The organism is Paraburkholderia tropica (assembly GCF_014171495.1).
GTDB lineage: Bacteria > Pseudomonadota > Gammaproteobacteria > Burkholderiales > Burkholderiaceae > Paraburkholderia > Paraburkholderia tropica.
Genome location: NZ_CP049134.1, coordinates 2,871,119 through 2,891,055, shown reverse-complemented (window position 1 = coordinate 2,891,055; position 19,937 = coordinate 2,871,119). Strand labels below are relative to the sequence as shown.

The 19,937-nt window shown below is 65.0% G+C and carries 23 protein-coding genes and 1 tRNA gene; 20 read left to right on the top strand and 4 right to left on the bottom strand.

The genetic code is table 11. The annotated features are described in order from the left end of the window. The first annotated feature begins 28 nt into the window (after positions 1 to 28). The 12 genes from hisC to tatC all read left to right on the top strand — a co-directional run bounded on the left by hisC (position 29) and on the right by tatC (position 8,150). A complete protein-coding gene (hisC, locus tag G5S35_RS13050; RefSeq protein ID WP_183038366.1) occupies positions 29 to 1,105 on the top strand; it encodes a histidinol-phosphate transaminase in 1,077 nt (358 codons plus the stop codon). Positions 1,106 to 1,186: 81 nt separating this feature from the next. Then, positions 1,187 to 1,774, top strand: coding sequence for an imidazoleglycerol-phosphate dehydratase HisB (gene hisB, locus G5S35_RS13045; protein WP_065062696.1), 588 nt, complete (start codon positions 1,187 to 1,189; stop codon positions 1,772 to 1,774). Between the two features lie 183 nt (positions 1,775 to 1,957). Continuing rightward, positions 1,958 to 2,599 carry an imidazole glycerol phosphate synthase subunit HisH gene (gene hisH, locus G5S35_RS13040; RefSeq protein ID WP_065062695.1) on the top strand — a complete coding sequence of 214 codons (642 nt, stop codon included), beginning with the start codon at positions 1,958 to 1,960 and terminating at the stop codon, positions 2,597 to 2,599. Between the two features lie 192 nt (positions 2,600 to 2,791). After that, entirely contained in the window at positions 2,792 to 3,544 is a 753-nt protein-coding gene (hisA, locus tag G5S35_RS13035) for a 1-(5-phosphoribosyl)-5-[(5-phosphoribosylamino)methylideneamino]imidazole-4-carboxamide isomerase (RefSeq protein WP_065062693.1), read from the top strand. A 165-nt stretch (positions 3,545 to 3,709) separates the two neighbouring features. Next, positions 3,710 to 4,483, top strand: coding sequence for an imidazole glycerol phosphate synthase subunit HisF (gene hisF / locus G5S35_RS13030; RefSeq protein WP_065062691.1), 774 nt, complete (start codon positions 3,710 to 3,712; stop codon positions 4,481 to 4,483). Positions 4,484 to 4,486: 3 nt separating this feature from the next. Further along, positions 4,487 to 4,903 (top strand): phosphoribosyl-AMP cyclohydrolase, encoded by a 417-nt coding sequence (gene hisI / locus G5S35_RS13025; RefSeq protein ID WP_065062689.1) that lies wholly within the window; start codon positions 4,487 to 4,489, stop codon positions 4,901 to 4,903. Beyond that, the gene (locus tag G5S35_RS13020) at positions 4,900 to 5,268 is read left to right on the top strand and encodes a phosphoribosyl-ATP diphosphatase (RefSeq protein ID WP_065062687.1); all 369 of its coding nucleotides are present in this window, start codon (positions 4,900 to 4,902) and stop codon (positions 5,266 to 5,268) included. The genes hisI and G5S35_RS13020 overlap by 4 nt, the downstream gene beginning before the upstream one ends. A gap of 107 nt (positions 5,269 to 5,375) precedes the next feature. Next, a complete protein-coding gene (locus G5S35_RS13015; protein WP_065062682.1) occupies positions 5,376 to 5,771 on the top strand; it encodes a DUF4870 family protein in 396 nt (131 codons plus the stop codon). Between the two features lie 72 nt (positions 5,772 to 5,843). Further along, complete coding sequence (locus G5S35_RS13010) at positions 5,844 to 6,212, top strand: histidine triad nucleotide-binding protein (protein ID WP_065062680.1); 369 nt, start codon at positions 5,844 to 5,846, stop codon at positions 6,210 to 6,212. Positions 6,213 to 6,417: 205 nt separating this feature from the next. Next, complete coding sequence (gene tatA / locus G5S35_RS13005) at positions 6,418 to 6,654, top strand: Sec-independent protein translocase subunit TatA (RefSeq protein ID WP_065062678.1); 237 nt, start codon at positions 6,418 to 6,420, stop codon at positions 6,652 to 6,654. Between the two features lie 71 nt (positions 6,655 to 6,725). Beyond that, complete coding sequence (gene tatB / locus G5S35_RS13000) at positions 6,726 to 7,298, top strand: Sec-independent protein translocase protein TatB (RefSeq protein WP_065062676.1); 573 nt, start codon at positions 6,726 to 6,728, stop codon at positions 7,296 to 7,298. Between the two features lie 69 nt (positions 7,299 to 7,367). Then, on the top strand, positions 7,368 to 8,150 hold the full coding sequence (tatC, locus tag G5S35_RS12995) for a twin-arginine translocase subunit TatC (protein ID WP_074987152.1): 783 nt from the start codon (positions 7,368 to 7,370) through the stop codon (positions 8,148 to 8,150). 175 nt (positions 8,151 to 8,325) lie between these two features. Here the strand turns inward: tatC and G5S35_RS12990 are convergent, their stop codons facing one another. Continuing rightward, positions 8,326 to 9,543: a Do family serine endopeptidase gene (locus G5S35_RS12990; protein WP_065062672.1), complete on the bottom strand. Its 1,218-nt coding sequence runs from the start codon at positions 9,541 to 9,543 to the stop codon at positions 8,326 to 8,328. 19 nt (positions 9,544 to 9,562) lie between these two features. Between G5S35_RS12990 and G5S35_RS12985 the strand changes: the two genes are divergently transcribed. The 7 genes from G5S35_RS12985 to G5S35_RS12955 all read left to right on the top strand — a co-directional run bounded on the left by G5S35_RS12985 (position 9,563) and on the right by G5S35_RS12955 (position 14,891). Continuing rightward, positions 9,563 to 10,309 carry a Nif3-like dinuclear metal center hexameric protein gene (locus G5S35_RS12985; protein WP_065062670.1) on the top strand — a complete coding sequence of 249 codons (747 nt, stop codon included), beginning with the start codon at positions 9,563 to 9,565 and terminating at the stop codon, positions 10,307 to 10,309. Positions 10,310 to 10,578: 269 nt separating this feature from the next. After that, entirely contained in the window at positions 10,579 to 11,199 is a 621-nt protein-coding gene (gene petA / locus G5S35_RS12980; RefSeq protein WP_065062668.1) for a ubiquinol-cytochrome c reductase iron-sulfur subunit, read from the top strand. After that, complete coding sequence (locus tag G5S35_RS12975; protein ID WP_183038365.1) at positions 11,199 to 12,587, top strand: cytochrome b; 1,389 nt, start codon at positions 11,199 to 11,201, stop codon at positions 12,585 to 12,587. The genes petA and G5S35_RS12975 overlap by 1 nt, the downstream gene beginning before the upstream one ends. Before the next feature lie 126 nt (positions 12,588 to 12,713). Further along, on the top strand, positions 12,714 to 13,448 hold the full coding sequence (locus tag G5S35_RS12970) for a cytochrome c1 (protein WP_074987173.1): 735 nt from the start codon (positions 12,714 to 12,716) through the stop codon (positions 13,446 to 13,448). Between the two features lie 113 nt (positions 13,449 to 13,561). Beyond that, complete coding sequence (locus tag G5S35_RS12965; protein ID WP_027797364.1) at positions 13,562 to 14,173, top strand: glutathione S-transferase N-terminal domain-containing protein; 612 nt, start codon at positions 13,562 to 13,564, stop codon at positions 14,171 to 14,173. A gap of 72 nt (positions 14,174 to 14,245) precedes the next feature. Continuing rightward, positions 14,246 to 14,797, top strand: coding sequence for a ClpXP protease specificity-enhancing factor (locus G5S35_RS12960; RefSeq protein WP_110328896.1), 552 nt, complete (start codon positions 14,246 to 14,248; stop codon positions 14,795 to 14,797). Between the two features lie 18 nt (positions 14,798 to 14,815). Further along, positions 14,816 to 14,891 (top strand) — tRNA-Thr (locus G5S35_RS12955). 51 nt (positions 14,892 to 14,942) lie between these two features. Here the strand turns inward: G5S35_RS12955 and G5S35_RS12950 are convergent. Beyond that, positions 14,943 to 17,585, bottom strand: a complete 2,643-nt coding sequence (locus tag G5S35_RS12950; protein ID WP_183038364.1) for a type IIG restriction enzyme/methyltransferase — start codon at positions 17,583 to 17,585, stop codon at positions 14,943 to 14,945. A 265-nt stretch (positions 17,586 to 17,850) separates the two neighbouring features. On the opposite strand from G5S35_RS12950, the gene G5S35_RS12945 reads away from it, so the two are divergent. Continuing rightward, positions 17,851 to 18,996 carry a methyltransferase gene (locus G5S35_RS12945; RefSeq protein WP_065062662.1) on the top strand — a complete coding sequence of 382 codons (1,146 nt, stop codon included), beginning with the start codon at positions 17,851 to 17,853 and terminating at the stop codon, positions 18,994 to 18,996. 250 nt (positions 18,997 to 19,246) lie between these two features. Here G5S35_RS12945 and G5S35_RS12940 read toward each other — a convergent pair whose 3' ends face one another. Both G5S35_RS12940 and G5S35_RS12935 read right to left on the bottom strand, forming a co-directional pair. Next, on the bottom strand, positions 19,247 to 19,567 hold the full coding sequence (locus tag G5S35_RS12940; protein ID WP_065062658.1) for a DNA-binding protein: 321 nt from the start codon (positions 19,565 to 19,567) through the stop codon (positions 19,247 to 19,249). Beyond that, positions 19,564 to 19,935: a hypothetical protein gene (locus tag G5S35_RS12935; protein ID WP_124261833.1), complete on the bottom strand. Its 372-nt coding sequence runs from the start codon at positions 19,933 to 19,935 to the stop codon at positions 19,564 to 19,566. Before G5S35_RS12935 ends, G5S35_RS12940 begins: the two co-directional genes overlap by 4 nt. Positions 19,936 to 19,937: the final 2 nt, after the last annotated feature.

The following is a 19,937-nucleotide window of genomic DNA, read 5'->3' as shown; positions in this document are numbered from 1 at the left end:
TTGCCGCCTCGCGCGCCAGCCTTCCGACATGACGACACCTCAAGATCTGATCCGCTCCGATGTGCTCGCAATGACGAGCTATCCGGTGCCCGACGCATCCGGCTTCGTGAAGCTCGACGCGATGGAAAACCCGTTCCCGCTGCCCGCCGATCTGGCGGCGAAGCTGGGCGAGCATCTCGCGGGCGTTGCGTTGAACCGCTATCCGGCGCCGCGTCCCGAGGCGCTGCTGGCGAAGCTCAAGACCGCGCTGCGCGTGCCGGCCGACTGCGACGTGCTGCTCGGCAACGGCTCGGACGAAATCATCAGCATGATCACGATGGCGTGCGCGAAGCCGGGCGCGAAGGTGCTCGCGCCGGTGCCGGGCTTCGTGATGTACGCGATGTCGGCGAAATTCGCGCAGCTCGACTTCGTCGGCGTGCCGCTCAACGCCGATTTCACGCTCGATCTCGAAGCCATGCTCGCCGCCATCGACGAGCACAAGCCGGCCGTGATCTGGCTCGCGTATCCGAACAATCCGACCGGCACGCTGTTCGACGACGCCGACATCGAGCGCGTGATCGCGGCCGCCGACGCCGCGGGCTCGCTCGTGGTGATCGACGAGGCGTATCAGCCGTTCGCGCAATCGAGCTGGCTGCCGCGCGCGGGCGCGTTCCCGAACGTGGTCGTCATGCGCACGATGTCGAAGCTGGGTCTCGCGGGTATTCGTCTGGGGTATCTCGCGGGCCGCGCCGCGTGGCTCGACGAATTCGACAAGGTGCGTCCGCCGTACAACGTGAACGTGCTCACCCAGGCGGCGGCCGCTTTCCTGCTCGATCACCTCGACGTGCTCGACGCGCAGGCCGCGCAACTGCGCGCCGGACGGGCGCAACTGGCCGCCGAAGTGGCGAAACTGCCGGGCGCCGAAGTGTTCCCGAGCGCGGGAAATTTCCTGCTGGTGCGCGTGCCGGATGCTCACGCCGTGTTCGATACCCTGTTGACCGCGCGGGTTTTGATCAAAAACGTGAGTAAAATGCACCCATTGCTGGCGAATTGCGTGCGCCTGACCGTCGGGACCCCCGACGAGAACGCGCAACTGGTCGCCGCCCTGAAGCTTGTGCTCAAGTGAATCGTCCCCACTGTTCACCGTATTCCGAAGCGCGCTTCGTTCTCTAATCCCTCCTGTACGGGCTGTTTGAAGGAAATTGCCATGCGCGTCGCGCAAGTCGTTCGCAACACCAGCGAAACGCAAATCCGCGTCAAAATCAATCTGGACGGCACCGGCGAGCAGAAGCTCGCGACCGGCGTGCCGTTTCTCGACCACATGCTCGACCAGATCGCACGACACGGTCTGATCGATCTCGAAGTCGAGGCGCATGGCGACACGCAGATCGACGACCACCATACGGTGGAAGACGTCGGCATCACGCTCGGCCAGGCGGTCGCTCAGGCGATCGGCGACAAGAAGGGCATCCGCCGCTACGGCCATGCCTACGTGCCGCTCGACGAGGCGCTCTCGCGCGTCGTGGTCGACTTCTCGGGCCGTCCGGGTCTGGAGTTCCACGTGCCGTTCACGCGCGCGCGCATCGGCACCTTCGACGTCGACCTGTCGATCGAATTCTTCCGCGGCTTCGTCAATCACGCGGGCGTGACGCTGCATATCGACAATCTGCGCGGGCTCAATGCCCACCATCAGCTGGAAACCGTGTTCAAGGCCTTTGGCCGCGCGCTGCGTCAGGCCGCCGAGTTCGACGAACGCCAGGCCGGCAAGATTCCGTCGACCAAGGGCAGCCTGTAAAGCGGTGCTGGCGGGCTCCGCGCTGCGCCAGTTAAGGGCGCGCGCGAGCCGCAAGGCGTAGATTGACGGGTTTGAGCAGCATCGGCGGCGCGCCTGGGCGGTGGCGCTCCGAAGTTGCTCGCGAAGCCGGGGCACGAAGCAAACCGGGCAAGGCCCAACATGGCCCACGCGGCCTGAATCGAGATGAAAACTTCAATTGCGATTGTGGATTATGGGATGGGCAACCTGCGTTCGGTCGCCCAGGCGCTGAAGCAGGCCGCGCCGGAAGCCGACGTACAGATCGTCGAGCGTCCCGAAGCGATCCGCGCAGCCGACCGCGTCGTGCTGCCGGGCCAGGGCGCGATGCCCGACTGCATGCGCAGTCTCGCCGAGTCGGGCCTGCAGGACGCCGTGCTCGAAGCCGCGCGCAGCAAGCCGCTGATGGGCGTGTGCGTGGGCGAGCAGATGCTGTTCGACTGGAGCGCGGAAGGCGACACGAAGGGCCTCGGCCTGTTGCCGGGCAAGGTCGTGCGCTTCGAACTCGCGGGCCGGCTGCAGGACGACGGCTCGCGTTTCAAGGTGCCGCAGATGGGCTGGAACCGCGTACGTCAGGCACGCGCGCATGCGCTGTGGGACGGCGTGCCTGACGAAAGCTTCTTCTACTTCGTGCACAGCTACTACGTGGTGCCGGACGACGCGTCGCACACTGTCGGCGAAACGCCTTACGGTGCGGCCTTTACCTCGGCGGTGGCGCGGGATAACATTTTCGCGACCCAATTCCACCCGGAAAAGAGCGCCGCGGCAGGCCTGCGCGTGTATCGCAACTTCGTCCACTGGAACCCCTGATTTCGAATGCGGCGCTGCCTGATTGCGGGCTGACTGGCGCCGGGGCCGGCCAACGAGGCCGCCCCGCACCGATCTCCGATGGCAAGGCCGTCGAAAGAGTTGTACTAAACTAGCGAAACGGCGTCGGATCGGGCCTTTTATCCACCGAAGCCGGCTGATTTCAACCTCATTCCCAGATATTCCCCGATTGCTATGCTGCTGATTCCGGCCATCGATCTCAAAGACGGTCACTGCGTACGCCTGAAACAAGGCGATATGGACCAGGCGACGATTTTTTCCGAGGAACCGGCGGCGATGGCCCGACATTGGGTCGAGCGTGGCGCGCGCCGTCTGCACCTCGTCGATCTGAACGGCGCATTCGCCGGCAAGCCGAAGAACGAAGATGCCATTCGCGAAATCATCCGCGAAGTGGGCGACACGATTCCCGTGCAGCTCGGCGGCGGCATCCGCGACCTCGACACCATCGAGCGCTATCTCGACGACGGCCTCTCCTACGTGATCATCGGCACCGCCGCGGTCAAGAACCCGGGCTTCCTCCAGGAAGCGTGCACGGCGTTCGGGGGCCATATCATCGTCGGCCTGGACGCGAAGGATGGCAAGGTCGCCACCGACGGCTGGAGCAAGCTCACGGGCCACGAAGTCGTGGATCTCGCGCGCAAGTTCGAGGACTACGGCGCGGAGTCGATCATCTACACCGACATCGGCCGCGACGGGATGCTGCAAGGCATCAACATCGAAGCCACGGTGCGCCTCGCGCGCGCGGTGAAGATTCCGGTGATCGCGAGCGGCGGCCTGTCGAATCTCGCCGACATCGACGCGCTCTGCGAAGTGGAAGACGAGGGCGTCGAAGGCGTGATCTGCGGCCGCGCGATCTACTCGGGCGATCTCGACTTCGCGGCGGCGCAATCGCGCGCGGACAGCCTGCGCGAATCGGACGACGCGTAAGCGTCGCCCCCATGGCCTCCGCGAGCGGAGGCCTTTTGCTTTTATGCCGCTCGCGGGCCAAAGCCGCTCGAAGCGACCCGCAGCGACGGCACACGGCGCCGCCGCGTCCGCTTTCGTCCGCTTTTGCGCCCGACCCGACACTAACCTGGCATCACCGGCAAGATCATGGCTCTACCCAAACGCATCATCCCCTGTCTCGACGTGACGGCCGGACGGGTCGTCAAGGGCGTCAACTTCGTCGAACTGCGCGACGCGGGCGACCCCGTCGAAATCGCGCGCCGCTATGACGATCAGGGCGCCGACGAGCTGACGTTCCTCGACATCACCGCCACCTCGGACGGGCGCGACCTGATTCTGCCGATCATCGAAGCGGTGGCCTCGCAGGTCTTCATTCCGCTGACGGTCGGCGGCGGCGTGCGCGCCGTCACCGACGTGCGCCGCCTGCTCAACGCGGGCGCGGACAAGGTCGGCATGAACTCGTCGGCGGTCGCGAATCCGCAACTGGTGCGCGATGCGGCCGACAAGTACGGCTCGCAGTGCATCGTCGTGGCGATCGACGCCAAGCGCGCCTCGGCGCCGGGCGAAGCGCCGCGCTGGGAAGTGTTCACGCACGGCGGCCGCAAGGCCACGGGCATCGACGCCGTCGAATGGGCGCGCAAGATGGCCGAGTTCGGCGCGGGCGAAATCCTGCTCACGAGCATGGACCGCGACGGCACCAAGAGCGGCTTCGACCTCGATCTCACGCGCGCCGTCTCGGACGCCGTGCCGGTGCCCGTGATCGCCTCGGGCGGCGTGGGCGGCCTGCAGGATCTGGCCGACGGCATCGTCAAGGGTCACGCCGACGCGGTGCTCGCGGCGAGCATCTTCCACTACGGCGAGCACACGGTCGGCGAGGCGAAGCGCTTCATGGCCGACCAGGGCATTTCGGTGAGGATGTAAGCCATGACGACCGGATCGATTGAACAGGCAGGCTGGCTCGACAAGATCAACTGGGACGCCAACGGCCTCGTGCCGGTGATCGCCCAGGAAGCCACGACCGGCGACGTGCTGATGTTCGCGTGGATGAACCGCGAGGCGCTCGCCAAGACCGTCGAGCTGCGCCGCGCGGTGTACTTCTCGCGTTCGCGCCAGCGCCTGTGGTTCAAGGGCGAGGAATCGGGCCACGTGCAGCACGTACACGAGATTCGCCTCGACTGCGACGAAGACGTCGTGCTGCTCAAGATCGAGCAGGTGTCGGGCATCGCCTGCCACACGGGCCGCCACTCGTGCTTTTTCCAGCAATTCGAAGGCACGGTCGACGAGGGCCGCTGGGTCGCCGTCGATCCCGTGCTGAAAGACCCCGAGCACATCTACAAATGACGCAACTGAACACCAACGACACCCTGCTGCGCCTCGCGGCGGTGATCGACAGCCGCAAGGGCGGCGATCCGGACGCATCGTATGTCGCGCGCCTGTTCCACAAGGGCGACGACGCGGTCCTCAAGAAGGTCGGCGAAGAAGCGACGGAAGTCGTGCTGGCCGCCAAGGACGTGCGCCAGGGCGGCGCGCCGAAGGCGCTGGTCGGCGAAATGGCCGATCTGTGGTTCCATTGCCTCGTCACGCTCTCGCATTTCGACCTGAGCCCCGCCGACGTGCTGGCGGAACTCGAGCGCCGCGAAGGCCTCTCGGGTCTCGAAGAAAAGGCGCTGCGCAAGAGCCAGGAGCGCGAGGCGAACGGCGACTGACGACGGACCCGGCGCGGGTCCGAGCGCAGACAGGCGCATGCCGCCGGGCACTCCGGCGGCGCTTGCCCACCCACGCGGCGCGCGCCGCTCACCAGGGGAGACGCAACATGTCCACGACGCCCGGCGGTTATCCGCCTCCAGCCGTGCGCGATCCGCTCGACGCGGACCGCCTGCGCAGTCTGCGCACTCTCACGCACGTGCTCTACGGTCTGTATGCGTTTTACTGGCTCACCGGCGGCGTGACCGTGCTGGTGGCGATCATCATCAATTACCTCAAGCGCGACGAAGCGGCGGGCACGCCCTACGAGCAGCATTTCACCTGGCAGATCCGCACCTTCTGGCTCGGGCTGGCCGGGCATCTGATCGGGATTGCGCTGTTTTTCGTGCTGATCGGCATTCCAATTTTGTGGGCTGTCGCGATCTGGACGTTGTACCGTATCATCAAAGGCTGGCTGTATCTGCACGACAACAAGCCGCTGCGCGATCCGCGCGCGTGGGTTTGATGCCGCAGGTCGTCAGGCCAGCAGGGCCAGCAGGGCCAGCAGGGTAAGCGGGCCGGTCATTCCGGGAGCATCATGAGCCACGATCGCAGCACCTGTCTGTTCTGCAAGATCGCCGACGGCGCGATTCCGAGCACGCGCGTCTACGAAGACGACGAATTCGTCGCTTTCCGGGACATCCGGCCCGCGGCGCAGACGCACGTGCTGGTGATCCCGCGCGAACATATCGCGACGCTCGCCGATTGCGGTGAAAAGGACGCTCCGCTGCTTGGTAGAATGTTCGTGCTGGTGGCGCGGCTGGCGAGGGATCTCGGCGTGTCGTACACCGGCGGCGACACCGGTTTTCGCACGGTCGTGAACACGGGGCCCGGCGGCGGTCAGGAGGTGTATCACCTGCACGCGCATTTGCTGGCCGGACCGCGTCCGTGGCAGCGCATGGGATGAAGGCGTGCAGCGTCATCTGTACGCACGCGGCGCATGGGCCTATAAAGCAACAAAGCCTGCATAAAGAGGATGGCATGCCACGCAGACGCCACACCTCGCAGGCACGATGGATGACCGGACCGTTTTTTACGCAGCGCGCCTTGGCGCGCCAACGTTTTCTCGCTGCGCACCTGGCGCGGCGTCGGGGTTAAGGAGAGTTTTGATCATGGGTTCGTTGAGCATCTGGCATTGGCTGATCGTGTTGTTGATCGTGGCGCTCGTCTTCGGCACGAAGAAGCTGCGCAATATCGGTAGCGACCTCGGCGGTGCGGTCAAGGGTTTCAAGGAAGGCATGCGCGAGGGCGAAGAAGCGCCCGACGCGGCAAAGCGCGAACTGCCGAAGAACGGCGGCACGGTCGACGTCGACGCCAAGGACAAGACTTCGAGCAACGACCTCCGCTAAGCGCGGCGGTCGTCTGCTTGCCGTGTCTGTTCCGCTTTTTCCCGCTCCAAGGCTGACGGAAAGCTCCATTCATGCTTGATCTGGGTCTCACGAAGATGGCGCTGATCGGCGTCGTCGCGCTGGTCGTTCTCGGACCGGAGCGCCTGCCGCGCGTCGCGCGCACCGCAGGCGCGCTGTTCGGGCGCGCGCAGCGTTACATCAACGACGTCAAGGCCGAAGTCACGCGCGAGATCGAACTCGACGAACTGCGCCGCATGAGGGGCGAGTTCGAGCAGGCCGCGCAGAACGTCGAAAAGAACGTTCACGAGAATCTGCGCAAGCACGAAACCGAGCTCAACGACGCCTGGAACCAGGGCACGAGCGTGTCGCCCAGCATCGCGGGCGGCGCGGACCCGGCTGCCGTCACGGCGGAAAGCGCGGTGTCCGGCATGGCTGGAATTTCCGACGGTTCTTCCGCGGCGGCATGGCGTTCCGGCGATGCCGGCCCGTCCACCGCAAAGCGCAAGAACTGGCGCGTGAAGCAGACGGCGGCGCCCGTGTGGTACAAGCGCGCGACGCTGCGGCGCACGCGCGTGCAGTCGGGCGCGGCGCGCGTCGCGCAGCACACGCCGGCCAGCCTGCGCCGGCCCACGCGTTTCTTCTGACGCGCATTCACCGATCGCGATGCCGCAGCCGCATTCGAATTTCCCCATCTCCAACCCCCGAGGGCCGGTGTGAGCGACCCCCAGCAAAACCAGGGCGAGGGCACTGAAGAGACCTTCATCTCGCACCTCGTCGAACTCCGCGACCGCATTATCCGCGCGGGCATTGCCGTCATCGTCGTGTTCGTCGGGCTCGTGTATTGGGCGCCGGACATCTTCCGGCTGCTCGCGCGCCCGCTCATGCAAAACCTGCCGCGCGACGGCAAGATGATCGTCACCGACGTGACCGGCTCGTTCTTCGTGCCGATGAAAGTGACGATGCTCGTCGCCTTCGTGATAGCGCTGCCCGTCGTGCTCTACCAGATCTGGGCGTTCGTCGCGCCGGGGCTCTATCAGCACGAGAAGAAGCTCGTCGCGCCGCTCGTGGCGAGCAGCTACACGCTGTTCCTGTGCGGCATGGCGTTCGCGTACTTCGTGGTGTTTCCGACGATCTTCCGCGTGATGGCGCACTACAACGCGCCGCTCGGCGCGGAGATGACGACCGATATCGACAATTACCTGAGCTTCGTGCTCACGATGTTCATTGCGTTCGGCGTGACCTTCGAAGTGCCGATCATCGTCGTGCTGCTCGTGCGCATGAACGTGCTCACGGTGAAAAAGCTCAAGGAAATCCGTCCGTACGTGATCGTTGGCGCGTTCATCGTGGCCGCGGTCGTGACGCCGCCGGATGTGTTCTCGCAGCTCATTCTGGCGCTGCCGCTGATCATCCTCTACGAAGCGGGCATCATCGCCGCGCGCGTCTTTATCGGCACGGGCGAGAAGAAGGCCACTGACGAGAGCGAAGCGACAAGCTGACCGCCCGCGATCATGCCGCAGCACGCTGCGGCGCGGCAAAGACAAAAGGCCGCGAACGGTGACGTTCGCGGCCTTTGTGTTTGGTGCGGGTTGGTGCGCGTTATGTGGCTCGTTGCGGTTCGTCTGAAGTGAGAGACGAGGCCGCGCGTGCGGCCTTGCCGACCTCCACCCTACCTCAACCGCCGTCGTCGTCGCCTTCGCCGTCTTCGTTGGCCGGCTGTTTCGGCGGCGGCGGGCGCTTGCCGATCATGACGTCGAGATCCATGTCCTTGTTCTTGCGCACGAGATGGACCTTCGCGTCGGTGCCCGGCTTGATCTGCGCGATCACGTTCAGCAGACGCGTGGTGTCGGTGATCGCCTCGCCGTTCACGGAGAGCAGGATGTCGCCCGGCTTGATGCCGGCCTTGTCGGCGGGACCGCCTTGCAGCACGCCGGCGACGATCGCGCCGGCCTTCTCGTTGATGCCGAACGATTCGGCGATCTCGGGCGTGAGGTCCTGCGGCTCCACGCCGATCCAGCCGCGCGTGACCGAGCCGGTCGTGATGATGCTCTCCAGCACGCTGCGCGCCGTGGAAACGGGAATCGCGAAGCCGATGCCGAGCGAGCCGCCCGAGCGCGAGTAAATGGCCGTGTTGATGCCGAGCAGATTGCCGCTCACGTCGACGAGCGCGCCGCCCGAGTTGCCGGGATTGATCGGCGCATCGGTCTGAATGAAATTCTCAAACGTGTTGATGCCGAGGTGATTGCGGCCCAACGCGCTGATGATGCCCATCGTGACCGTCTGGCCCACGCCGAACGGATTGCCGATGGCTAGCACGACATCGCCCACGCGGGCCTGATCCATCCGGCCGAGCGTGATCGTGGGCAGGTTCGGCAGATTGATCTTGAGCACGGCCAGATCGGTTTCCGGATCGATGCCGATCACCTTGGCGTTGGTGGTGCGGCCATCGGACAGCGCGATTTCGATCTGATCCGCGCCGTCGATCACGTGCTGGTTCGTTAGAATGTAACCGTCCGGACTGACAATGACGCCCGAACCGAGATTCGCGGCGGGCTGTTCCTGCTGCTTGCGGTTGTGATTGCGATCGCCGAAGAAGTAGCGGAATAGCGGGTCGTTCTGGCGCGGATCGGGCGGCAGTGAGCCGTCCTTGCTGGAGAATACGTTGACGACCGCGGGCATGGCCTTCTGGGCGGCGTCCGCGTAGGACCCCTGGGCGCCGCCGCCGCCGATGCCCGGCGCCACCTCGCGCAGCGCGACGATGGGTTCGGCCAGCTGTTTTCCGAGTTGCCCCTGGTGCTGAAGCCACTGCGGCTTGAGCGTCGCGATGATGAACATCAACGCCAGCAGGACCGTCACCGCCTGGGCGAAGAACAGCCAAAAGCGTCTAAGCATTTGAAGATTAGAGGATTATATGGATCGGATCGAACTGGAATTGTATCTGAACAATCTTCTGGAAACCGGGCGGTTCAAGGACTACTGCCCGAATGGGCTGCAGGTGGAAGGGCGGCGGCGCGTGCAGAAGATCGCGACCGGCGTGACCGCCTCGCTGGCCTTTCTGGAAGCCGCGCTCGAGTGGGGCGCCGACGCCGTGCTGGTCCATCACGGCTACTTCTGGAAGAACGAGGCGCCGCAGATCACGGGGCGCAAATATCGTCGCCTGAAGACATTGCTCGCGCACGACCTCAACCTGTTTGCCTACCATCTGCCGCTCGACTGCCACCCGGAGTTCGGCAATAACGCGCAGCTCGGCGCCAAGCTCGGCTGGATCGGCGAGCAACGGTTCGGCGAGCAGGATCTCGGCTGGATGGCCACGCTGCCCATGCCGATCACGCTCGCGCACTTCTCCGCGCAGGTCGAGCAGACGCTCGGGCGCACGCCGCTCGTGCTCGGCGATCCCGACTGGCAGTTGCGCCGCGTGGCATGGTGCACGGGCGCGGCGCAGAGCCTCTTCGACGCGGCCATCGACGCGGGCGCCGACGTGTTCCTTACCGGCGAAATCTCCGAGCCCACTTTTCACACGTCGGCGGAGAGCGGCGTGGCGTTTCTCGCGGCCGGCCATCACGCGACCGAGCGCTTCGGCGTGCAGGCAGTCGGCGCGCATCTCGCTGAAACCTTTGATATCGATCATCTCTTTATCGACATCGACAATCCGGTTTGAGTGTTTCTCCGTCTTGCGCGCACCGCGCAAATGGCGCGGTTCACGCGCGCCTGTCCCAGATCGCATGGATTTATTCACCGGGCATTTACAAACCGAAAAGAAATGCATCCCGATTTCTGGGGGAAAACCCCGATTTATCAAGGACTTCGGGCGCTTTTTCGAGATCGCCCCTTGTAAATGCCAACTCCATTCGCGCAAACTAGCGTTCGGCAGCATGCGGGAAAGCAACGGCATGACGGATAAATCCAACTCAGAAGTGGGGCGATGTGATGCGAGACAAAGAAAATGACCGCGTCGATGGCAGCCGCCGTACCTGGCTGATTGCGACGTCCGTAGCAGGTGGCATAGGAGGCGTCGCCACTGTCGTACCCTTCGTAGGCTCGTTTGCACCATCCGAAAAAGCACGCGCTGCCGGCGCGCCCGTCGAAGTCGACATCAGCGGTCTGCAACCCGGTTCGCTCATGACGGTCGCCTGGCGCGGCAAGCCGGTCTGGATTCTCAACCGCACCGACCGCATGCTGGCGGACTGCAAGAAGGCCGATCCCGAACTGGCCGATCCCGATTCCGAGCATCCGTTTTCGATCCCGATGCCGGACTACTGCAAGAACGAATACCGCTCGCGCGCCGAGCATCAGCACATTCTCGTGGCCGTCGCCGTGTGCACGCATCTGGGCTGCACGCCGACGCCGCGCTTCCAGGAAGGTCCGCAGCCGAACCTGCCCGACAGCTGGCCGGGCGGTTTCCTGTGCCCGTGTCACGGCTCCACCTACGATCTCGCCGGCCGCGTGTTCAAGAACAAGCCCGCGCCGCAGAACCTCGACATCCCCCGCTACATGTTCACGTCACCGACGCAGATCGTGATCGGCAAGGACGAAAAAGGAGAAGCGTGATGGCCACGGGACAAGAAAAACAGGTGGTGGAGACGACGGGCCTCGCGGGCTGGATCGACAAGCGTTTTCCGATGACCGCGACGTGGAAAGCGCACGTCTCCGAGTATTACGCGCCGAAAAACTTCAACTTCTGGTACTTCTTCGGCTCGCTCGCGCTGCTCGTGCTGGTGAACCAGATCGTCACGGGCATCTTCCTGACGATGAACTACAAACCCGACTCGACGCTCGCGTTCGCCTCGGTCGAGTACATCATGCGCGAGGTGCCGTGGGGCTGGCTGATCCGCTACATGCACTCCACGGGCGCGTCGATGTTCTTCGTGGTCGTGTATCTCCACATGTTTCGCGGGCTGTTGTACGGTTCGTACCGCAAGCCGCGCGAACTGGTGTGGATCTTCGGCTGCGCGATCTTCCTGTGCCTGATGGCGGAGGCGTTCTTCGGCTATCTGCTGCCGTGGGGGCAGATGTCGTTCTGGGGCGCGCAGGTGATCGTGAACCTGTTCTCGGCGATTCCGTTCATCGGCCCGGATCTCTCGCTGTGGATTCGCGGCGACTACGTGGTGTCGGACGTCACGCTCAACCGCTTCTTCGCGTTCCATGTGATCGCGATTCCGCTCGTGCTGCTCGGGCTGGTGGTGGCGCATATCGTCGCACTGCATGAGGTGGGCTCGAACAACCCGGACGGCATCGAGATCAAGGAGAAGAAGGACGCGAACGGCATTCCGCTCGACGGCATCCCGTTCCATCCGTACTACTCGGTGCACGACTTCATGGGCGTGTGCATCTTCCTGATGATCTTCGCGGCGATCATTTTCTTCGCGCCGGAAATGGGCGGCTACTTCCTCGAAGCGAATAACTTCATCCCGGCCAATCCGCTGCAGACGCCGCCCGAAATCGCGCCGGTCTGGTACTTCACGGCGTTCTACGCGATGCTGCGCGCCACGACCGACCCGTTCAAGATCGTGCTGATGATCGTGATCGGGCTGCTCGGCCTGTTCGCGCTGGTGCGCGCGCGCGGCAAATGGCGCGCGGGTCTGCCGGTGCTGGCGGTGCTCGTGATTCTGGCGATGGCCTTCACCGAGTCGAAATTCTGGGGCGTGGTGGTGATGGGCACGGCGGTGATCTCGCTGTTCTTCCTGCCGTGGCTGGACCGTGCGCCGGTGAAGTCGATCCGCTACCGGCCGTTTTTCCACAAGGTGTTCCTCGGCGTGTTCGTGGCCGCCTTCCTTACGTTGGGCTTTCTCGGCACCCGGCCGCCGTCGCCAGCGGCCACGCTGATCGCGCAGGTGTGCGCGCTGATCTACTTCGCGTTCTTCCTCGGCATGCCGTTCTGGACGCCGCTTGGCACGTTCAAGCAGCCGCCCGAGCGCGTGCGGTTCAAGCCCCATTAACTTGCGAGCGAGGAAGACATGACGATGGCATCTCTCTTTTCGACGCTCGCGCGGGCGGGCGGCTTGTCGCGCAACCGGTCGTTCGGCCTGTCGCGCGGGGTTCGGCGGGGCGTCGCGGCGCTCGCGATGGCGTGCGGCGCGATGGTGGGAACGGGTTTGGGGGTCGGAACAGTGTCGGCGCAGGAAAACATTCCGCTCGACCGCGCACCCGATAACGGCGAAAATCTTGCTTCGCTGCAACATGGCGCGCAATTGTTTGTAAACTATTGCCTGAACTGCCACAGTGCGAGTCTGATGCGCTACAGCCGGTTGCAGGATCTCGGCATTCCGCAAAAGCAGATCGAAGATAATCTCTTGTTCACGACGGACAAGGTCGGCAACACGATGTCCATCGCCATGCGTCCGGACGACGCCAAGGCGTGGTTCGGCGTGGCGCCGCCGGACCTCTCCGTCGAAGCGCGCGCGAAGGGGCGCGACTGGCTGTACACGTATCTGCGCAGCTTCTACCGCGACGACACGCGTCCGACCGGCTGGAACAACATGGTGTTCGAGAACGTGAGCATGCCGCACGTGCTCTGGGAATTGCAGGGCGTGCGCACCGCGAAGTTCGAAGACACGGTGGACGAAGAATCCGGGGAAAAAGTCCGCCGCTTTGTGGGGTACCAACAGGTCACGCGGGGTAAGCTCTCGCCGGTGGATTATGATTCTGCCGTGGCCGACCTGGTGGCGTACCTCGGCTGGATGTCCGAACCGGAGCAGAAAACCCGCAAGCAGCTCGGCGTCTGGGTGCTGCTGTTCCTCGGCGTCTTGAGCTTTTTCGCGTGGCGACTGAACGCCGCGTACTGGAAAGATATCAAATAGGCACGTTCTGACCGACGTGGGGCCGGTGTCACGAAACACCGTCTGACGGCTGCTAAGCCTCAGGCGGTGTTTTTGCCCGCCGGCCTTTTGGGTTTATTGAGGAAATGTAAATCATGATGGTTCTGTACTCCGGCACTACCTGCCCGTTCTCCCAGCGTTGCCGGCTGGTGTTGTTCGAAAAGGGCATGGACTTCGAAATCCGCGACGTCGACCTGTTCAACAAACCGGAAGACATCGCCGTGATGAACCCGTATGGTCAGGTGCCGATTCTGGTCGAGCGCGACCTGATTCTGTACGAGTCGAACATCATCAACGAGTACATCGACGAGCGCTTCCCGCATCCGCAGCTGATGCCGGCCGATCCGGTCCAGCGTGCGCGCGCGCGCCTGTTCCTGCTCAATTTCGAGAAGGAACTGTTCGTGCACGTCAGCACGCTCGAAAACGAGAAGGGCAAGGCCGCCGAGAAGAATCACGAGAAGGCACGCCTCGCGATCCGCGACCGCCTCACGCAGCTCGCGCCGATCTTCCTGAAGAACAAGTACATGCTCGGCGAAGAGTTCTCGATGCTCGACGTCGCGATCGCGCCGCTGCTGTGGCGTCTGGATCACTACGGCATCGAACTCTCGAAGAACGCCGCGCCGCTGATGAAGTACGCCGAGCGTATCTTCAGCCGTCCGGCCTACATCGAAGCGCTGACGCCGTCGGAAAAGGTGATGCGCCGCTAAGCCGGCCGCCGCCGTTGCAAACCGGAGGTGGCGCGCTGCTCGCGGGCGGGCCGCCTCGTCAGAGGACTGTTGATGCAAGAGATTTCCACCAAGCCGTATCTGCTGCGCGCACTGTACGAGTGGTGCACGGACAACGGCTTCACGCCGCATATCGCGGTGCGGGTCGACAACCGCACGCGGGTGCCGCGCCAGTTCGTGCGCGACGGCGAGATCGTGCTGAACATCAGCTTCGAGGCCACGAGCCAGTTGCAGATGGGCAATGAAATGATCGAGTTTCACGCGCGTTTCTCCGGCAAGTCGCACAAGATCGAAGTGCCGGTGTCGAACGTGCTGGCGATCTACGCGCGCGAGAACGGCCAGGGCATGGCGTTCCCGGTCGAAGCGCCGGCAGGCGACGCGAACGACGTGCTGCCTTCCGCACAGGACGAGCACGAGGAAACGGTTGCGCCCGCGACGGCGCCGGCAGCCGGACCGACGGCGGTGCCGAGCGTGGCGCCTGCTGCCGTGCCGGGCGAGACCGACGAGTCGGATGCATCTGCCGCCTCGACGAAGAGCGGCAAGGGTGAAACCGGCGACGACGGTGCCGCGAAAGGCGGTAAGGGTCACCTCAAGATCGTGAAATGAAGTAGAATCACGGGCTACGCCGGCTTAGCTCATCTGGTAGAGCAGTTGATTTGTAATCATCAGGTGGCGGGTTCGAGTCCTGCAGCCGGCACCAAAACAGTTCGAGAAAGGGTTACAGCGCACACGCTGTAACCCTTTTTCTTTTTCAGGCGCGCTGGCGCATGCCTCGTCTATCGCCTTCGATCAGCGCGATCTCGTTTTTCTCCAGCCCATACGCCGCGTAAAGCGCGCTGTCGATCTCGCGCGCGAGCGCGTCGCTGCGCGGCGCGTCATCGACGGAACCGAGCGCTGCCAGCAAGCGATCCACGCGCCTCACCACGTCCGCGCGCGCACTCTCGTCGCGCGGCACGGGAATCGCATCGATCATCGCCTTCGTGAAGGCTACGCCGCCGTTGTAGCTCGATGCGCCGAAACGCGCGCGCGTGACGAAAGCCGCGAGCGGGCAGTTCAGCACGGCCGCCGCGAATTTGAGCAGCGCGTCGTCGTCAGCGCGAAGGATCAGCGTGGTCTTGCCGGGGATCGTGTCGCCCGCGAGGTCAAGCGTCGCATCGAGATGCGTGAGCCCTTTGACGATCACTTTCTTCGCCGCCGCCTTCGCGCGATAGCGATTCGCGAACGCCGCTTCGAAGCGCTCGCGCTCGACGACCGGTTCGGCGTAGCGCTGCCCGAGATAGGTCATTGGCTTCACGCCCCAACGCGACACGTAGCGCCCGAGCGTGCCGGTATTCACGACGCGATAGTGGCGGCGCGCATCGAACGCGCCGCGCGCTTCGTCGATGCAAGGCGCGAGCGCATACGCATCCGAGGTCGCGCAGGCGTTTTCGCACGCGATCAACTCGCCGAGCGTGCCGTGCGCGTGCGCGAGCCGGCGCACGAACGCGTAATGCGGCGAGAGCAGCGCATCGAGCGTCCACGGTGCGTCGAGGTCGCGTTTGGGCGCGTGTGCGAGCGGCGTCAGCAGGTCCTGATCGAGGCGCGCGGTTTCGATGCTGGCGCAACCCGCGGGCCGGAACACCGTGACGATCGCATCGACGAGCGCGTGCTCGAACACGCCACGGCCCAGCGCGACGACGCGCTCGATCGCATCGAGATGGCGCGCGCGAAACGCCGCGCCGAACGGCTTCGCGAGCCACTTGTCGGGCGTGAGAAACGCCATCGTGCCGTGGGGCGCCGTGAGCGCGAGGCCCAACTCCATGAACACGATGTAGAGATCCCAGTTGCCGCGCGCGCTCGGCCAGCGTCGCGCCAGTTGCTCGCGCAGCGCGCGCTGGCCTTCGTTGATCATGCGTTCGGAGTCGACGTAGGGCGGGTTCGCGAGTACGGCGTCGAAGCCCGCGAATGCGCCGTGCGCGTCGCGCAGCGCGGGAAATTCGGCGCGCCAGTCGAAGTCTTGCGCGGGGCTCTGCGCGTCGTCGCTGTCGATCACGCGGCTCAGCACCGCATTGCCTTGACGCAGATTAGCGGCGAGATCCGGCAGCGTCGCGAAGCGGCCCGCGTCGTCGTACGCGGCGTGCGCGAGCAGTTCGAACGCGAGACGCCGGCGCGCCATGCCGAGCGCGTCCGCGTCGATATCCACGCCGAAGAGGTTTTGCTCGACGATCGCACGTTTCTCGCGATACAGCGCGGCGTCGATACGGCGCTGCTGCTCGCGGTTGGGCGCGACGCCGTGCGCGAGCGTCACGCTCAGCCGGTCGTCGGCGACGTCGACACGCAGGCCCGCGAGCGCGTGACCGGGGATGTCGTCGAACAGCCGCAGACGGGCTTTCAGCGCGATCAGTTCGTCGAGCGCCGAGACGAGCAGATGGCCCGTGCCGACCGCCGGATCGCACACGCGCAGCGAGGCGAGCATCGTGCGCGCGGCTTCGTGGCGCGTGTCGTGTTCGATTCGTTCGGATAGCTGATCGAGCGTCGTGCAGCGCCAGCCTTCGATCTGATTGAACCGGCCGAGCGCCGCGCCCGTGACGGCTGCGCGCGCCAGCATCATGGCGACGCGGCCCGGCGTGTACCACGCGCCGTCGCGATAGCCGTTGAGTTTCTCGAAGACGAGCCCGAGCGTGGCGGTGTCGATGCGTTGCCGACGCGGCGCACTCGCGTTCGTCGGCGTGCCGGTATCGAAGCCGAATTCGAACGCGTCGAGGAAATCGAGCAGATAGGTGACGGTGTTGCGCGCAGGCGCGGCGGGCGAGGGCGTGAGCACGGTCGCTTCGAACGGCGCGAGCGGCGCGTCGTCCGGCAACGTGCTGAAGCCGATGGCGAGCGTCGCGAGATCAGCGGACTCGAACATCGCGCCATCGAAACGCGGCAGGTGCGTGTGGCCCGCGCCGTCGCCGAACACGTCGCGACAGAGCGCGTCGAGTTGCGCGAAGGTGCCGATGCGCGCGCTGCGCAGAAACGCGTACGCGCTTTCGCCGTCGTGCAGCGCGAGCAGGCGCGCTTCGAGCAGCTTGAGGAACACGAGGCGGCCGAGCCACGCGATGCACAGACGCAGCGCCGTTCTCAGCACGGCCTGTTCGGGCGTCCCGCTTGCCTCGCGCGCTTCGATGGCCGCCATGGCCGCGACCGCCAGTTCGATCAGCGCGCCCGGCTGGCGTTGCGCGCCATCGCGCCGCGCGACCACGGTCTTGCCCGCCGCTGTGCTTTCGCGCAGGCCGGCGATGTGCAGCAGTTCGGCGTAGAAGTTCGCATCGAGGCCGGGCTTGGCGTGGCGATTCTTCGTGCGTCGCGCGCGGGATACGCTGGATGCGTCTGGTGCACTTTCGGCGCTTCGCGGTGGAGCGGTCTCGGACATGTTCTCGTTGCGGCGCGAGGCACCGTTGCGCGGATCGGCGCTCATTGTACTGGCGGGGCGCGGGGCCGTCCCCTGCCTTTCGGCCTATGCCATTCGGCCGAGTCGACGGATGCGTGGCGCTGCGCGATGATGCATCCATGTTGCGCGGTGCCCACCATGACGCCATGGCCGGTACGCCGCGCGGAACGCGGCCGCTCGCTCTGCTATATGATGGCGCGCGTCTTGCGCCGCCTCGTTGCGGCGCGCCTTTGAGCATTCGAATCCTATGACCGACTTTCCCACCTTGAGCTGGCCCGACACGGACGGCCCGCGCACCGTCCGCTGGCGTTCGGAGGCGGGCGTGCCCGCGCCGAAGCGCGTGGTGATCGCCGACGACACGACCACGGCCGACGCCGCCTACCGCCTCGCCTGCGAAGGCACCGCGCTGCTTTGGCGCGGCGACTTCCAGAACGCGCGGCAACTGCTGCAGGCCATGGCGCGCCGCGCCGAACGCAAGCCGAAGAAGGGCGCGCCCAAGCCGCCGGCCACGCCGCTCGAAGCGTTTCATCAGCATCGTCAGGCGCAGGCGCAGCGCGCGCGCACGCTCGGCATGGTGCTGTTGCCGATCGAAGGCGACTACGAAATCGCCCTGCGCCGCGCGCCTGATGCGAAGCTCGCCTGCGAGGAAGCCTGGGGCCCGTCCACGGGCGAGCCGTCGGCGGTGTCGCTGCGCGAACTGCTCGGCCTGATCGGTGCGCACGAATGGCGCAAGAAGGGCGTGCCGATTCCCGCGCTCGGCGGGGCGCACGTTCATCCGTACTACGGCGTGTTTTCGCCGGTGCGCGGCGAGTATCTCGATCTGATCGCGCGCGTGCCGCTGCCGTCGCAAGAGAAGGCGTTCGACATCGGGACGGGGACCGGCGTAATCGCGGCGGTGCTCGCCGCGCGCGGCGTGAAGCAGGTGGTCGCGACCGATCAGGACGCCCGCGCGCTGGCCTGCGCGCGCGAGAATCTGGATCGTCTGGGCTACGGCGAGCGCGTGGAAGTGGTCGAGGCGGATCTGTTCCCGGCGGGCCGCGCGCCGCTGGTAGTCTGCAATCCGCCCTGGGTGCCCGCGCGCCCGGCGTCGCCTATCGAGTACGCGGTGTTCGATCCGGACAGCCGCATGCTGCGTGGCTTTCTCGGCGGCCTCAAGGACCATCTGGAGCCGGGCGGCGAAGGCTGGCTGATCCTCTCCGATTTCGCCGAACACCTCGGTCTGCGTACGCGCGAGGCGCTTGTGGAAATGATCGTCGAGGCGGGGCTGGAAGTGGCCGGGCGCGAGGATATTCGTCCGCGTCACCCGAAAGCCAGCGATCCGACCGATCCGCTCTATCGGGCGCGTGCGGCTGAGATGACGTCGCTGTGGCGCTTGAAGGTGCGCAAGGACTGACGTGCGGCGCGCGTGTTCGCCGGCTCGTTCGAAGACGAAAGAGGAGCGAAAGAGTGGATAAGCGCCTGCGCGACGCAAAAAGCGGGTGAAGAGCCGTCGCGTGGCGCGAACGGCTCGATAGGGCAGGCGGGCGCATCGGCGCGGCGTCCGATGCCATGCACGGATCATTCACCGGTCCCGCGTTCAAGGCGGACCGCGGAAAGCAGGCGAATTCGCCCGCTTTCCGTGCCTGCGATGCCGCGTGTCGCACCTAACCTGGATAGGCCTCGTCCACGGCAAGGCCGGCGAGTTTGAAGATCACCCGTAAAGTCTGGGGTTTGATGTCGCGCCGTGCAGCGAGCGCCGACATCACGAAATCGAGCACTTTGGCGTACTTCAGCAGGATCAGGCAATTCTCGAGATCTGCCGCGCCGTCGCGCATCTCCTCGGCCAGACGCAGCATCTCGACCGAGATGTCACGCGCCATTTCGAGCTCCAGTTGCTGCTTTTCCGTCCACTCGGGCACTTCAACGAGTCTGGCAAGCAGTTCCTGGAATTTTTGCTCAGCGTTACCGTCGGGTATCGTGTTCATTGCATGCCCCATGCAAGGTCGCGCAGCGCCGTGCGTTTTCGCGCAGCGGGGATCTGCGTCATACCTGATTTATCGCTGCCGGCGGACCCGGAGCGACCTCCCATGCGCGCATAACCGGTACTTTGCCGGTTGGTCGCGCCCCAAAAATGGTCCTTTCTGGACATCGGCGGCGCGAGGCTCACCGTGTCTTTTTTAATCAACCCCTCCCTGTCATCCGGACGTGGGTCAGCGTGCCGGACGCTACAACCATATGACGAATGGACCGCTATCAGGTTCGCGGCCTCGTGCTGCTTTTTCCGTAAAATGACAGATCTATTTGCATCGCTCTGTCGGTTGCCGCACGTTTCGCGGTAAATGACGCTACTCATCT

Excerpts from the sequence above, each read along its gene's own strand:
- hisC (WP_183038366.1), top strand. The coding sequence starts at position 29 with ATGACGACACCTCAAGATCTGATCCGCTCCGATGTGCTCGCAATGACG.
- hisI (WP_065062689.1), top strand. The coding sequence starts at position 4,487 with ATGACGACCGGATCGATTGAACAGGCAGGCTGGCTCGACAAGATCAAC.
- G5S35_RS12935 (WP_124261833.1), bottom strand. The coding sequence starts at position 19,935 with ATGAGTAGCGTCATTTACCGCGAAACGTGCGGCAACCGACAGAGCGAT.
- G5S35_RS12940 (WP_065062658.1), bottom strand. The coding sequence starts at position 19,567 with ATGAACACGATACCCGACGGTAACGCTGAGCAAAAATTCCAGGAACTG.
- G5S35_RS12960 (WP_110328896.1), top strand. The coding sequence starts at position 14,246 with ATGCAAGAGATTTCCACCAAGCCGTATCTGCTGCGCGCACTGTACGAG.
- tatB (WP_065062676.1), top strand. The coding sequence starts at position 6,726 with ATGCTTGATCTGGGTCTCACGAAGATGGCGCTGATCGGCGTCGTCGCG.
- hisA (WP_065062693.1), top strand. The coding sequence starts at position 2,792 with ATGCTGCTGATTCCGGCCATCGATCTCAAAGACGGTCACTGCGTACGC.
- G5S35_RS12970 (WP_074987173.1), top strand. The coding sequence starts at position 12,714 with ATGGCGTGCGGCGCGATGGTGGGAACGGGTTTGGGGGTCGGAACAGTG.
- hisH (WP_065062695.1), top strand. The coding sequence starts at position 1,958 with ATGAAAACTTCAATTGCGATTGTGGATTATGGGATGGGCAACCTGCGT.
- hisB (WP_065062696.1), top strand. The coding sequence starts at position 1,187 with ATGCGCGTCGCGCAAGTCGTTCGCAACACCAGCGAAACGCAAATCCGC.
- G5S35_RS13020 (WP_065062687.1), top strand. The coding sequence starts at position 4,900 with ATGACGCAACTGAACACCAACGACACCCTGCTGCGCCTCGCGGCGGTG.
- G5S35_RS12965 (WP_027797364.1), top strand. The coding sequence starts at position 13,562 with ATGATGGTTCTGTACTCCGGCACTACCTGCCCGTTCTCCCAGCGTTGC.
- G5S35_RS13015 (WP_065062682.1), top strand. The coding sequence starts at position 5,376 with ATGTCCACGACGCCCGGCGGTTATCCGCCTCCAGCCGTGCGCGATCCG.
- G5S35_RS13010 (WP_065062680.1), top strand. The coding sequence starts at position 5,844 with ATGAGCCACGATCGCAGCACCTGTCTGTTCTGCAAGATCGCCGACGGC.
- G5S35_RS12975 (WP_183038365.1), top strand. The coding sequence starts at position 11,199 with ATGGCCACGGGACAAGAAAAACAGGTGGTGGAGACGACGGGCCTCGCG.
- G5S35_RS12985 (WP_065062670.1), top strand. The coding sequence starts at position 9,563 with ATGGATCGGATCGAACTGGAATTGTATCTGAACAATCTTCTGGAAACC.
- G5S35_RS12945 (WP_065062662.1), top strand. The coding sequence starts at position 17,851 with ATGACCGACTTTCCCACCTTGAGCTGGCCCGACACGGACGGCCCGCGC.
- petA (WP_065062668.1), top strand. The coding sequence starts at position 10,579 with ATGCGAGACAAAGAAAATGACCGCGTCGATGGCAGCCGCCGTACCTGG.
- hisF (WP_065062691.1), top strand. The coding sequence starts at position 3,710 with ATGGCTCTACCCAAACGCATCATCCCCTGTCTCGACGTGACGGCCGGA.
- tatA (WP_065062678.1), top strand. The coding sequence starts at position 6,418 with ATGGGTTCGTTGAGCATCTGGCATTGGCTGATCGTGTTGTTGATCGTG.
- G5S35_RS12990 (WP_065062672.1), bottom strand. The coding sequence starts at position 9,543 with ATGCTTAGACGCTTTTGGCTGTTCTTCGCCCAGGCGGTGACGGTCCTG.
- G5S35_RS12950 (WP_183038364.1), bottom strand. The coding sequence starts at position 17,585 with ATGTCCGAGACCGCTCCACCGCGAAGCGCCGAAAGTGCACCAGACGCA.